Annotated in this window: 12 protein-coding genes; 8 read left to right on the top strand and 4 right to left on the bottom strand. The window is 50.0% G+C overall.

All coding sequences use genetic code 11. From position 1 onward, the window contains the following. The 3 genes from ABYP73_RS06280 to ABYP73_RS06270 form a co-directional block, all read left to right on the top strand. The coding region (locus tag ABYP73_RS06280) for a glycosyl hydrolase family 65 protein (protein WP_372973776.1) at positions 1–433 on the top strand (433 nt) is incomplete at its 5' end. A gap of 87 nt (positions 434–520) precedes the next feature. Continuing rightward, on the top strand, positions 521–2,341 hold the full coding sequence (locus ABYP73_RS06275; RefSeq protein ID WP_372973775.1) for a glycoside hydrolase family 13 protein: 1,821 nt from the start codon (positions 521–523) through the stop codon (positions 2,339–2,341). Between the two features lie 6 nt (positions 2,342–2,347). Further along, the gene (locus ABYP73_RS06270; RefSeq protein WP_372973774.1) at positions 2,348–4,234 is read left to right on the top strand and encodes an alpha-amylase family protein; all 1,887 of its coding nucleotides are present in this window, start codon (positions 2,348–2,350) and stop codon (positions 4,232–4,234) included. Between the two features lie 18 nt (positions 4,235–4,252). On the opposite strand, the gene ABYP73_RS06265 is transcribed toward ABYP73_RS06270, so the two are convergent. Further along, the gene (locus ABYP73_RS06265) at positions 4,253–4,681 is read right to left on the bottom strand and encodes a hypothetical protein (RefSeq protein ID WP_372946025.1); all 429 of its coding nucleotides are present in this window, start codon (positions 4,679–4,681) and stop codon (positions 4,253–4,255) included. Positions 4,682–4,939: 258 nt separating this feature from the next. Between ABYP73_RS06265 and ABYP73_RS06260 the strand changes: the two genes are divergently transcribed. Then, a complete protein-coding gene (locus ABYP73_RS06260) occupies positions 4,940–5,620 on the top strand; it encodes a glycerophosphodiester phosphodiesterase (RefSeq protein ID WP_372946026.1) in 681 nt (226 codons plus the stop codon). Then, positions 5,620–6,906, top strand: a complete 1,287-nt coding sequence (locus tag ABYP73_RS06255; protein WP_372946027.1) for an NAD(P)/FAD-dependent oxidoreductase — start codon at positions 5,620–5,622, stop codon at positions 6,904–6,906. The genes ABYP73_RS06260 and ABYP73_RS06255 overlap by 1 nt, the downstream gene beginning before the upstream one ends. Positions 6,907–6,913: 7 nt before the next feature. On the opposite strand, the gene ABYP73_RS06250 is transcribed toward ABYP73_RS06255, so the two are convergent. From ABYP73_RS06250 to ABYP73_RS06240, 3 genes are all read right to left on the bottom strand, one after another. After that, positions 6,914–7,639 (bottom strand): MIP/aquaporin family protein, encoded by a 726-nt coding sequence (locus ABYP73_RS06250; protein WP_372973773.1) that lies wholly within the window; start codon positions 7,637–7,639, stop codon positions 6,914–6,916. 2 nt (positions 7,640–7,641) lie between these two features. After that, positions 7,642–9,144 (bottom strand): glycerol kinase GlpK, encoded by a 1,503-nt coding sequence (glpK, locus tag ABYP73_RS06245; RefSeq protein ID WP_372973772.1) that lies wholly within the window; start codon positions 9,142–9,144, stop codon positions 7,642–7,644. Positions 9,145–9,234: 90 nt separating this feature from the next. Beyond that, complete coding sequence (locus ABYP73_RS06240; protein WP_372944299.1) at positions 9,235–9,708, bottom strand: TspO/MBR family protein; 474 nt, start codon at positions 9,706–9,708, stop codon at positions 9,235–9,237. A 97-nt stretch (positions 9,709–9,805) separates the two neighbouring features. Here ABYP73_RS06240 and ABYP73_RS06235 point away from each other — a divergent pair, with 97 nt between their 5' ends. The 3 genes from ABYP73_RS06235 to ABYP73_RS06225 all read left to right on the top strand — a co-directional run. After that, the gene (locus ABYP73_RS06235) at positions 9,806–10,900 is read left to right on the top strand and encodes a diphosphomevalonate/mevalonate 3,5-bisphosphate decarboxylase family protein (protein WP_372973771.1); all 1,095 of its coding nucleotides are present in this window, start codon (positions 9,806–9,808) and stop codon (positions 10,898–10,900) included. Positions 10,901–10,947: 47 nt separating this feature from the next. After that, a complete protein-coding gene (locus ABYP73_RS06230) occupies positions 10,948–11,886 on the top strand; it encodes a mevalonate kinase (protein ID WP_372973770.1) in 939 nt (312 codons plus the stop codon). Positions 11,887–11,896: 10 nt separating this feature from the next. Then, on the top strand, positions 11,897–12,632 hold a 736-nt coding region (locus ABYP73_RS06225; protein WP_372973769.1), incomplete at its 3' end, for a geranylgeranylglycerol-phosphate geranylgeranyltransferase.

The following is a 12,632-nucleotide window of genomic DNA, read 5'->3' as shown; positions in this document are numbered from 1 at the left end:
TGATTTTTACGAACCTTTTACCGTTCACGAATCTTCCCTTTCTCCCTGTGTCCACAGTATACAGGCGGCCAAACTGGACCGTATGCAGCAGGCGTACCAGTTCTATCTGCGGACGTCCCGACTGGACCTGGACGATTACAACAAGGAAGTGGAAGAAGGCCTCCACATCACCTCCATGGCCGGTACCTGGATGAGTATCGTGGAAGGTTTCGGAGGTATGAGGATACGCAACGATAAATTGTCTTTCCGTCCACGAATTCCGGATGAGTGGGAGTCTTATTCCTTTAAGATCAATTTCAGGAACAGGATACTCAAAGTACTCATCGATAAGAGCGGAGCTCATTTTGAGCTCGAGGGTGATCATGAGATGTCCATTCGGCTCAACGGGGAGCGCGTCGTTTTAAAGCCCGTTTCCAAAGCGGCCGCCAAATAAATGTGCATTCAGGGGTCCAAGGCACATGGTGTTCATTTGTCCCGGCCCCTGATCGCGTACATTTCAATATCTATCTTCCTGATAACCATGAGCGTGGCCCATGCCCAGATTGAACGTGTAGAACCCCCGAACTGGTGGGTAGGGTTCAGAGACACTTCCCTCCAGTTGTTGGTCAGAGGTGTGGGCATTGGAGAGTATTCAGCAACTGTCATGGCAGAGGGTGTGAGCCTGAAAGGGAGCCACAGGGCAGATAGTCCAAATTACCTCTTTCTAGATTTGTCGCTATCCAAAGAAACACCCCCCGGGGAGATCCATTTGGTTTTTTCAAAGGCAGGAACCCCCGACATTAACTTCCCATTTCCTCTCAAGGCAAGACAATTCGAACCGGAAGAATACATTGGGTTCTCGAGTGAGGATGCTATCTATTTGATTACCCCTGACCGATTTGCCAACGGAGATCCGGCCAACGATATCGATCCCACCCTTCAGGAGAAGAAGATCGATAGGAAGGATGATTACGCCCGCCACGGAGGAGATATACGGGGGATGATTGAGCACCTGGATTATATTGCCGACCTCGGCTTTACCGCCATTTGGCCCAGTCCCCTGCTGATCAACGACATGCCCAGGGAGTCTTATCACGGTTATGCCATTACCGACTATTACAGAGTAGACCCGAGGTTTGGAACTTTGGATGACTATAAGGAACTGGTCAGTAAAGCCAGGGAAAGGGGAATCAAAGTGATCATGGACCAGGTGAACAATCACTGCGGCCTCGCCCACTGGTGGATGAAGGACCTGCCTTTTAAGGATTGGATCCATTATCAGGATGGCTTTGAAGAGGGATGGGATATAACGGTGACCAACCACAGGCGCACGGTGAATCAGGATATGTATGCTTCAGACTACGACAGGGAACTAATGGACAATGGATGGTTCGTCCCTTCCATGCCCGACCTGAATCAGGACAATCCGTTTCTTGCGAAGTACTTGATCCAGAACAGTCTCTGGTGGATTGAGACCCTGGGCCTGGGGGGGATTCGGCAGGACACCTACCCCTACCCGGAAAAGCATTTTATGGCGAGATGGGCCGAGAGGATCATGACTGAATACCCTTCATTTTCCATTGTGGGAGAGGAGTGGAGTTACAACCCGCTGGTGGTCGGATACTGGCAGAGAGGAGCCCGGAACCGTGACGGGTATGAATCTCACCTCAGGTGTACTATGGACTTCCCCCTGCAACAGATCCTTGTCGATGCACTTTCGGAAGAGGAGAACTGGAATACGGGCCTCATTAAATTGTACGAAGGGCTGGCCAATGACTTCCATTATGCCTCCCCTCAGGACATGATGCTCTTCGGCGATAACCACGATATGGACCGACTTTACACTCAACTGGGGGAAGATGAGGTCCTGACCCGAATGGCCCTTGCCTTTATTATGGTGGCTCCGCGAATTCCGCAGGTGTATTACGGCACAGAGATCCTGATGGAAAATACGGACAAACCCGGCGACCACGGCAGGATCAGAACGGATTTTCCCGGAGGCTGGCAGGGTGACCGGATCAATGCCTTTACAGGGAAGGGGCTAAGTACCAAAAAGAAGAATATGCAGGAATTCGTCAGAAAGCTCGCGAGATTCAGGAAGGGTCAAATGGCGATCCACGAGGGCAAAACCAAACACTTTAGCCCTGAGAATGGGGTCTATGTACTGTTCCGGTATCTGAATGAAAAGAAGGTCGTGCTGATTCTCAACAAGAATGATAATCCCATCACCCTGCCCCTGGGGAGATTCGCTGAAATGAACATCAGCGGGCAACAGTTTACAGACGTCCTGAAGGACAGGAATATAGAGCTAAACGAGGTGTTGATCCTGGAAGAAAAAGGAATCCTGCTGTTAACCAATTAGAGATTGATGAAAAAGAGTGGGTCCTTAGTAATTGTTCTCGCCGTGCTGCTGTTGAGTTGTATGGGGGGTGAAGAAAAGGACATTGATAAAAATGAAGGAAACCAAATGAAAAGACAAGGAAAGATCGTGATCTATCAGGTGTTCACCAGGTTGTTCGGGAATACCAAGACATACAATAAACCGTGGGGCACCCTTGAAGAGAACGGGGTCGGGAAGTTTGCCGACTTTACGCCCAACGCCCTTGAGGAGATCAGAGACCTGGGAATCACTCATATATGGTATACCGGGGTTCCTCACCACGCCCTTGTCACAGACTATACGGCTTACGGGATCACGGATGATGATCCGGATGTGATCAAGGGAAGGGCAGGCTCACCCTACGCAGTCAAGGATTACTACAATGTGAATCCCGATCTGGCCATGGATCCCGGAAACAGACTGGAAGAATTCAGGCAGTTGATCCTCCGCACTCACAAGGCCGGAATGAAGGTGATCATCGATATCGTGCCCAATCACGTGGCCAGGCATTATGAAGGTGCATCCACCCCCGAAGGGAAAGAGCCTTTCGGCGCATCGGATGACATTTCCGTGGAGTATGCCAGGGACAACAATTTTTACTACATTCCGGGGACCCCTTTCCGGGTACCGGAATGGAGGGATGGGTATAAACCCCTGGGAGGAGATCCACATCCCCTTGTCGATCATTTCTTCGAAGAAAACCCGGCCAAGTGGACAGGGAACGGCTCCCGCCTGGCACAACCGGATTTCAACGACTGGTATGAGACCGTTAAGATCAATTATGGGGTCAGGCCCGACGGCACTTATGATTTCGAACGTTTACCGGAGGATGCCGGCTCCAGGTCTCATAAACAGCACCTCGATTTCTGGAAGGATAAATCTGTGCCCGATTCGTGGGAGAAATTTAGGGATATCGCCCTTTACTGGTTGGGTTTTGGGGTGGATGGTTTTCGATTTGATATGGCCGAGATGGTCCCGGTAGAATTTTGGAGTTATCTCAATTCCCATATCAAGGAAAAAAACCCGGAAGCACTTTTGCTGGCCGAGGTGTACAATCCTTCCCTTTATCGCGATTACATTTTCAGGGGCAAAATGGATTACCTCTATGACAAGGTGGAGCTTTATGACAGCCTGAAACACATCATGCAGGGTCACGGCTGGACAGACCACATCCCGGTTGTGCAAAAGGGCCTCATGGATATCGAGCACCACATGCTGCATTTCCTGGAGAACCACGACGAGCAGCGGATCGCGAGTCCGGAATTCGCCGGGGACGCCCGCAGGGGAATGCCGGCTATGACGGTTTCTGCTACCCTCAGTACCTCACCTACCATGCTCTATTTCGGGCAGGAAGTAGGGGAGCCGGGTGCTGAAAATGCCGGATTCGGAAGTCCTTCAAGGACATCCATCTTTGATTATATCGGCGTTCCCCACCACCAGCGGTGGATGAATGAGAAGGCTTTTGACGGGGGTCAATTATCAGAGGAAGAGAAAGCGCTGAGGGATTTTTATAAACGCCTCCTCAACCTGACGATCAGCAGTAAGGCCCTTATGGGATCCTACGAGGATATCCATTATTTCAACAGGGACAACACTCCCGGTTACGACTACCGGGTACATTCCTTTGTGCGATGGAAGGACGGACAGCGGTGGCTGATCCTGGTTAATTTTGATGCAGAGCGGTCCTACGAACTCGAGATGAAGATCCCGCCATCGGTGGTTAGTGCATGGGATCTGAAAGATGAAAATACCTATCGCCTGACAGACCGCCTCTACGAGAACACCGAAGTGGATCTTAAAATTGAAAAAGGACAAGGCCTTTTTAAGATCGGCCTTGCCCCTTTACAATCTTATATTCTTGAACTGCGGGAATGAGCTATCCCGCAGCCGGTACTACGCTTGTTCCCCTTTTGGTTGTGTAGCCTTGTACATCATACCGATCACAGCCCCTATGATCCCGTAGTAGACGATATCTAGAACGGCTTCCACAAGGTGGCCCGTCAGGTCCATGAATTCGGAGGTGGCATACCAGAGCAGCCCCATTCCCAGGCCGACGAAAATTCCGATCCAGACCCCGAATTGAAATCCACCGCCAAAGCTGTGATAGCCCCTTGCCCATTTGCCGTAGAGGGAACTCAAGGCGAATGCCGCGATGAGGTTAGAGAGGATCAGGATCGGGAAATCCGGTTCTTCCTTCATCGCATCGGTAAGGGTGTGACCCTCAAAAAAATCCACAGTGGCCACGCCCCATATCAGGAAGCCCAGCACGAACATGGCCACGGCAGCTACTACGGTGGCCAGAAGATTTTGTTTTGTAAACATAGTTTTGTTTGTTAATGGGTTGTTGTGCTTCCAAAGATATCAAATATTAAATATGATAAATCAAAAAAATTATGATAAAAACAGGAAAAAATATAATTAAAACCCTAAAAAAATGAGAATTACCTTAATCGAGAGGATTTCAAAATAATTGCGTGCAAATTGTATTTTTGGGGATTGAGAAATAGGATGGAAATGAAAAAATTCTTGATCCTGATAGTCCTATGTGGTCTTTCAGCGTGTAATAAAACAGGACATAACATGATAGTTATCGGTCATAGGGGAGCCATGGGGCACGAAACAGAAAACACCCTCGCCTCTGTTCAAAAGGCACTGGACCTGGGTGTGGATATGATAGAGATCGATGTATTCCGGGTGAAAAGTGGGGAGATCGTGGTATTTCATGACGAAAGACTGGAGAGGCTCAGCAATGCGGGGGGACCTATAGAGGATTGGAATTATTACGACCTTAAAAAGGTGGTCCTGAACGGGAACCACCGCATACCTATCCTGCAGGACGTTCTTAAACTCATAGATCACCGGGTGCCTTTGAACATAGAACTCAAAGGGGCCAACACAGCCGAAAGGGTAAATCACATCATTGCCTACTACATAAAGGCAAGGGGCTGGAAACCGGAAGACTTCCTGATCTCGAGTTTTAACTGGGAAGAGCTCAGAATACTCAGGTCTATCAACCCTGATATCGCTATTGCCGTGCTCACGGAGGAAGACCCCGAAGAGGCTGTTCAGGTGGCCCGGGAACTGGGTGCGGTCGCTATCAACCCGCATTTCAAGAGCCTCACCGCTGAAAATGTCAACTCAATTCACGAAGCAGGCTTCAAAGTATATACCTGGACGGTCAACGATAAAGCGGACCTGGATCGTATGAGGCAGTTCGGAGTAGACGGGGTCTTTACCAATTTTCCCGAAAGGGCTCACTGATGTATGATCTCGTTGTTGTCGGAGGAGGAGCGGCCGGTTTTTTCGGAGCGATCCACGTGGCTGACAACAGGCCCGATATGAAGGTGGCCATCCTCGAACAGGGGAATAAGGTTCTTTCCAAGGTCAGGATATCAGGCGGCGGTCGCTGCAACGTCACCCATGCCGAATTCAATCCTGCAGAGCTCGTTAAAGCCTATCCCAGAGGGGAAAGAGAATTACGCGGGCCTTTCCATACCTATCAACCCAGGGATACCGTAGAATTTTTTGAATCAAGGGGGGTCCCCCTGAAGGTTGAGGAGGATGGAAGGATGTTCCCTGAAAGTGACTCCTCCCAGACCATCATCGATTGTCTTATGGACAGCGTAATTACCCTGGGTATTCACCTGATAAAAAATGCCCCGGTGGTTGAGATTATCCCTGTGGAGAGCCCCACTGGCGGAATGATCTGGGAAGTGAAAACCAAATCGGATTCCTACCACTGCAGCAATCTCCTGGTGGCCACCGGGAGCAGCCAGAAGATGTGGAATATACTAAAGGTGCTGGGCCATCGGATCATCGACCCTGTTCCTTCCCTGTTCACCTTTCATATCAAAGATCCGCGGATTGACGGGATACAGGGGGTAAGCACCCATGCCCGTGTAGAATTGGTTTCCAGGGAACTACCCGGGAAGAGGTTGTCCGGGGTCATCAGGACATCATCGAAGCGCTCTGCAGGTCTGACAACCGAAGGCCCCTTGCTGATCACACATTGGGGGATGAGTGGCCCTGCCGTTTTAAAACTCTCCTCATGGGGAGCCCGTATCCTTCATGATTACAATTATCGGTTTCGGATCAGGGTGAACTGGACCCCTGATTATCACCAGGAGGGCATGTATGCTTTTTTGGTCAAGGTGAAGGACGTGGAAGCCAGGCGGACGGTCTTCCGGACCTGCCCTTTGGAGATCCCGAAACGCCTGTGGCGAAAGTTAGTACAGGCCGCGGAGATCACCCCCGATCAGAAATGGGCTGAGGTACAGAAAAAACAATTACAGCAACTTGCCGGGCAGTTGACCTCTTCCGAATTCCTTGTAGAGGGGAAGAGTCCATTTAAGGAAGAATTCGTTACGGCCGGAGGGTTGGATCTCAAAGAGATCAACTTCAAATCTTTTGAAAGCAAACTTCACAAAGGCCTTTATTTTGCCGGAGAAGTCCTTAATATCGACGCCATTACCGGGGGGTACAATTTTCAGAATGCCTGGACCGGAGCCTACCTGGCTGCCAGGGCGATCACAGAATCAAAAAATTGAAAACCCTCTAGAGTACAAGGTAAAGTGCTCCGGCTATCATCCCTCCCAGTATGGGTCCTAAGACAGGTATCCAGGAATACCCCCAGTCTGAGTTCCCTTTGTCTTTTATAGGAAGAATCGCGTGGATGAGCCTTGGGCCCAGATCGCGGGCCGGATTGATAGCATAACCTGTGGTGCCCCCCAGACTGAGTCCGATGCCCCAGACCAGCAGAGATACAGGTAAGGCCCCCAAAGAGCCCAGTCCGATCACTTCTTCGGTGGCGAGCATGGATGCATCCGTAAAGAAGAGAACGGTAAATACAAGGACAAAAGTGCCGAGGACCTCACTGAAAATGTTAGACGGGTAATTGCGTATGGCAGGGATGGTTGAGAATACACCCAGTTTTACACCCTTATCCTCTGTGATGTCAAAATGGTCTTTGTACATGATCCAGATCAGAGTAGCCCCGATCATGGCTCCGAGCAATTGGGCCAGGAGATAGGAGGGAACATCTGCCCACTCAAATGCGCCTGCAACTGCCAGTCCGACAGTAACCGCAGGGTTGATATGGGCCCCGCTGTAGGGTCCGGCGACCACCACCCCCACGAAGACGGCGAACGCCCAGGCTGTGGTGATCACGATCCAGCCACCGCCCTCACCTTTGGTTCCCTTGAGGATCGCATTCGCGACCACTCCGCAACCCAGGGTGATCAGGAGGGCGGTTCCTAATAATTCTGCAACAAATGGTGTCATATCTATATTTCGTTTTCTTTACTCCAATATTCAGTGGCCCTGACGGCCCGATACCAGCCTTTAATGCCTTCTTCAACCGATGTTCTTTCCAGTACCGGCTCGAATCGCCTCTCCGTCTCCCAGATCTCCCTGATCTCATCGAGTCCGGACCAGAACCCGACAGCAAGTCCGGCGAGAAAGGCAGCGCCCATGACGGTGGTCTCCACGATCTTGGGCCTGACGACGACGGTATCCAGAACATCGGCCTGGAATTGCATCAGGAGATTGTTGACTGTCGCCCCTCCATCTACACGCAATTCCTGGATATCAATACCGGCATCGGCCTCCATAGCCTTGAGCACGTCCATGGTCTGGTAGGCGATCGACTCAATAGCTGCGCGGGCGATATGAGCATAGGTGCTGCCCCTGGTCAGCCCGAAGACACTCCCCCTGGCGTGCTGGTTCCAGTGAGGTGCCCCCAGTCCGGCAAATGCCGGGACAAAGTAAACCCCGTCCGAATCGTCCACGGTGCAGGCGAGTTGCTCCACTTCCCCCGAAGATTTGATGATGCCAAGACTGTCCCTCAGCCATTGGACCACAGCCCCGGCTATGAAAATACTCCCTTCCAGGACGTAATGGGTTTTTCCATCGATCTGCCATCCTACCGAAGTGAGGAGGTTATTCTTTGAAATGATGGGTTTTTCTCCGATGTTCATCAACATAAAACAACCAGTACCGTAAGTGTTTTTCACCATCCCGGTTTGGGTGCACATCTGTCCGAATAAGGCAGCCTGCTGGTCGCCAGCGATCCCCGCTATCGGGATCTCCCTTCCCAACCAGCGGGAAGTCGACTTCCCGTATACCTCACTGGAGGCTTTTACTTCCGGCAGCATGGATTTTGGGATATTCAGAAGGGCCAGTAATTCATCATCCCACTGCAGGGTGTTGATGTTGAAAAAGAGGGTGCGGGAGGCATTGGTCACGTCAGTGATGTGCAGGGAACCTTCTGTCAGGTTCCAGATCAACCAGGTATCAATGGTCCCCAAAAGGAGATCTCCCGCCTCGGCCTTTTCTCTGGCTCCCTCGACATTGTCCAGGATCCATTTTACTTTGGTCCCTGAGAAATAAGCGTCGATGACGAGTCCTGTCTTTTCCCTGATCAGGGGTGAGAGTCCCTCTTTCTTAAGCTTATCGCAGTATAGGGCTGTCCTTTTATCCTGCCAGACAATAGCGTTGTATATGGGATTGCCCGTTTTTTTATCCCAGATCACAACCGTTTCCCGCTGATTGGTGATCCCTATCGCGGCAATGGCTTCAGGGGATATCGCTTTAGATGCAACAGCCTCCTTCATCATCTCGGCCTGGGCCTCCCAGATCTCCAGGGCATCGTGTTCTACCCATCCCGATTTGGGGAAATATTGGGTGAATTCCTTTTGGGCTGAGGAGACAATGCTCCCCTTTTTATCAAAGATCAATGTCCTGCAACTGGTCGTACCTTGGTCTAAGGCCAAGATGTATTCTTCCATGGTTTTGCGTTTGAATAGATTATATTCCTTATCGGTCTCTAAATGTAATGGAATTATTTTGTTTTGCACGAGGGGCCCGCTGGTACAGGGCTAATTGAGTATCCAGATATTGAAATTGAGGACCATAGCAAAACAGACCCAGAGGAGGTAGGGGACGAGCAAATAAGCTGCCGGTTTACTCACTATTTTGAACCACTTGATGGTAGCGAGGATGAGGATGAGGAGGGCCAGGATAACTATCAAGGCCCAGAAAGGCTGCTGGAGGCCGAAAAAGACGATGCTCCACAAGGCATTGAACATGAGTTGAAAACCGAAATAATACAGGGCTGTTTTTACCCAAATGTGGTAGAATCCCTTCGACCAGACCAGGCCGGCAGCAATGCCCATAGTGATATAGAGGAAGGTCCAGACTGGGGCAAAGATCCAGTTGGGGGGATTGAAGCCCGGTTTGTTCAGGTCGGCGTACCAGGTGTCGACAGAACTCTGGGTGGCGAATCCCGAAAGAAAACCTATGAGGAGGCAAACGATCACGGCAATACTGATATAGGTCGCTTTTTTCTTCATGGAAATCTCAGCTGAGTGTCCTAAAATAGGAATTTATTTTAATTGGACTAAGGCCGATACGCCCTAAGGACTATCTTTGCAGGAAATAATGGAGTCCATGCTTGTACAGGATTTTATCCCCGCTGATATCGAGGTAAAGACAGACCAGGGGAGCGCATCATGGAGGGCGCCCAGCAATATAGCCCTGGTAAAGTATTGGGGTAAATACGAAGGGCAGATCCCGGCCAACCCATCCCTTAGCTTTACACTTTCCGCTTCCCATACCCATACGACAACCCATTTTAAAAAGCGGACCGAACAAGGGGAGATCCCAACATTTGATTTGATTTTTGAAGGCAAGTCGAGGCCCGACTTTCACCCTAAGATCAGCACGTACTTTGAGCGCATTCTTCCGTATACTCCCTGGCTGAAGGATTTCCACCTGGAGATATCCACGGAGAACAGTTTCCCGCACAGCAGCGGGATTGCCTCTTCTGCGAGCAGTATGGCAGCACTCTCACTTTGCGTTCTAGAGATGGAACGGGTACTGTATCCCTCTATGACGGACGATGCTTTCCTCAGGAAGGCCTCCTTTCTCGCCCGCCTCGGTTCTGGCAGCGCGTGCAGAAGTGTTGAAGGGCCCCTCGTCAGCTGGGGACGGCATGAAAAACTCTCCGGTGGTTCCGACCTTTACGGTACTGCCTACGGGGGCTCCGTTCACGATGTTTTCAGAGAATACCGGGACACCATTCTGCTGGTACACAAAGGGCAGAAGACGGTAAGCAGTACAGCAGGGCACTCCCTGATGAAGGACCACCATTATGCCCGACAGCGTTTTTCACAGGCGCACTTAAACCTGACTCACCTCATTGATATCCTGATGAACGGGGATCTGGAAGGGTTTGCACAGATCGTGGAGAGCGAGGCATTGAGCCTTCATGCCATGATGATGACGAGTATACCCTATTACCTACTCATGAAACCCAACACCCTCGCGATCCTTGAAAAAATCTGGGAATTCCGCAGGGATACGGGGGAACCCCTATGCTTTACCCTGGATGCCGGAGCGAATGTTCACTTGCTCTATCCAGCAAGCGGGGAAGATAAAGTTTTGCAATTTATTAAGAATGAGCTTGTTGCGTATTGCGAAAAGGGGCAGTATATTTGCGACCAGTCAGGGCAGGGAGCAAAAAAATTGGGGTCCGCTGTTTGAAATCAGCAAATTAGGACTACCTTTAACTGGCGGAAATGCAGTGTATTATGAAGGGACCACTTTTCTATTCCAAAATACTTTTGTTTGGGGAATACGGTATCATAAAGGACTCTAAAGGCCTTTCAATTCCTTACAACTTCTTTAAAGGAGCCCTGAAAACAGAGCATCCCCTTTCCGATGTCGCCAAGAGATCCAACGAAAGCCTGAGGAAATTCGCTGACCACCTGGAACAAATCCAGAATGAGGATCCTTCCCTTGTACAATTCGAGATCGAGAACCTGAAGAAAGATCTCAAAAAGGGAATGTATTTTGACAGTTCCATCCCTCAGGGGTATGGGATCGGTAGCAGCGGAGCACTGGTTGCGGCCATTTATGATAAATACGCCAAGGACAAGATCACGGTTCTTGAAAACCTCACGAGGGAGAAACTCCTGCATCTCAAAGCTATCTTCGGGAAGATGGAATCCTTTTTTCACGGGAAGTCTTCAGGGTTGGATCCCCTGAACAGTTACCTGAGCCTTCCTATCCTGATCAATTCTCAGGACAACATAGAATCTACCAGCATTCCTTCTCAGAACATCAACGGGAAAGGTGCAGTATTCCTGCTAGACAGCGGGATGACCGGGGAAACGGCTCCCATGGTACAGATCTTTATGGAGAAGATGAAGAACGAGGGCTTCAGGACGGTACTCAAGGATCAGTTCATCAGGCACACCGACGCCTGTGTGGAGGATTTTCTCACCGGCAATATCAAATCCCTTTTCGGGAACCTGAAACAATTATCTCACGTGGTACTCGATCATTTCAAGCCGATGATACCCCAGCAATTTCACGAGCTTTGGAAAAAGGGGATCGAGACCAACGACTATTACCTCAAGCTTTGTGGTTCAGGTGGGGGCGGGTATATCCTGGGATTTACTGAGGATATTGAGAAGGCCCGACAAACTCTGAAAGGACACAAACTGGAAGTGGTTTACAACTTCTAATTCCCATTTTATGCTCAGCAGAAAGAACAGGCTCCTGCTTTTGAAGCTGTTGAGTCTGTTTTCCATTGTCAGGGGGTACAATGTCCTGGTCATAGTCATTGCACAATACCTGGCTGCCATTTACATCATGGCTCCCGATCTGCCTTTGCGGAGGGTAGTATTTGACCTGAGCCTTTTTGTGATCGTCCTGGCATCTGCCCTGGTGATCGCTGCCGGATATATCATCAACAGTTTTTACGATTCCGAGAAAGACCTGATCAACAAACCGCGAAAGACCATGCTCGACCGGCTGGTGAGTCAGCGCACCAAACTCAGCACTTACTTTGTGCTGAACTTCCTCTCCGTAGTTTTTGCCAGTTACGTTTCTTTTCGGGCGGTCCTCTTCTTTGGAGCATACATTTTCGGGATCTGGCTGTATTCTCACAAACTCAAAAGGCTCCCCTTTATCGGAAACCTCGTATCTGCCACCCTCGCCATTACACCTTTCTTTGCCGTATTTGTCTATTACAGGAATTTTGAGACCGTCATCTTTGTACATGCACTCTTCCTTTTCCTGCTGATCCTCTCGAGGGAACTGATCAAGGATATGGAGAATATAGCAGGCGACCTCGCGCTCAATTACAAGACCGTCCCGGTCCTTTTCGGTACAAAGTATTCCAAGATCATGGTTACCCTCCTTGTGGTTCTTGCCCTTCTCCCGGCTTTTCTCCTGATAGAGACCTTTGATGTAGGCTATATGTACCTCT

Source organism: Muriicola sp. (assembly GCF_041567615.1).
GTDB lineage: Bacteria > Bacteroidota > Bacteroidia > Flavobacteriales > Flavobacteriaceae > Muriicola.
Note: the sequence above shows the minus strand (reverse complement) of the source record. Positions and strands in the feature narration are given on the sequence as shown.

Coding starts and splice junctions, on each gene's coding strand:
- ABYP73_RS06275 (WP_372973775.1), top strand. CDS start 521: ATGAGCGTGGCCCATGCCCAGATTGAACGTGTAGAACCCCCGAACTGG.
- ABYP73_RS06270 (WP_372973774.1), top strand. CDS start 2,348: ATGAAAAAGAGTGGGTCCTTAGTAATTGTTCTCGCCGTGCTGCTGTTG.
- ABYP73_RS06230 (WP_372973770.1), top strand. CDS start 10,948: ATGAAGGGACCACTTTTCTATTCCAAAATACTTTTGTTTGGGGAATAC.
- ABYP73_RS06240 (WP_372944299.1), bottom strand. CDS start 9,708: ATGAAGAAAAAAGCGACCTATATCAGTATTGCCGTGATCGTTTGCCTC.
- ABYP73_RS06255 (WP_372946027.1), top strand. CDS start 5,620: ATGTATGATCTCGTTGTTGTCGGAGGAGGAGCGGCCGGTTTTTTCGGA.
- ABYP73_RS06265 (WP_372946025.1), bottom strand. CDS start 4,681: ATGTTTACAAAACAAAATCTTCTGGCCACCGTAGTAGCTGCCGTGGCC.
- ABYP73_RS06250 (WP_372973773.1), bottom strand. CDS start 7,639: ATGACACCATTTGTTGCAGAATTATTAGGAACCGCCCTCCTGATCACC.
- ABYP73_RS06235 (WP_372973771.1), top strand. CDS start 9,806: ATGCTTGTACAGGATTTTATCCCCGCTGATATCGAGGTAAAGACAGAC.
- glpK (WP_372973772.1), bottom strand. CDS start 9,144: ATGGAAGAATACATCTTGGCCTTAGACCAAGGTACGACCAGTTGCAGG.
- ABYP73_RS06260 (WP_372946026.1), top strand. CDS start 4,940: ATGATAGTTATCGGTCATAGGGGAGCCATGGGGCACGAAACAGAAAAC.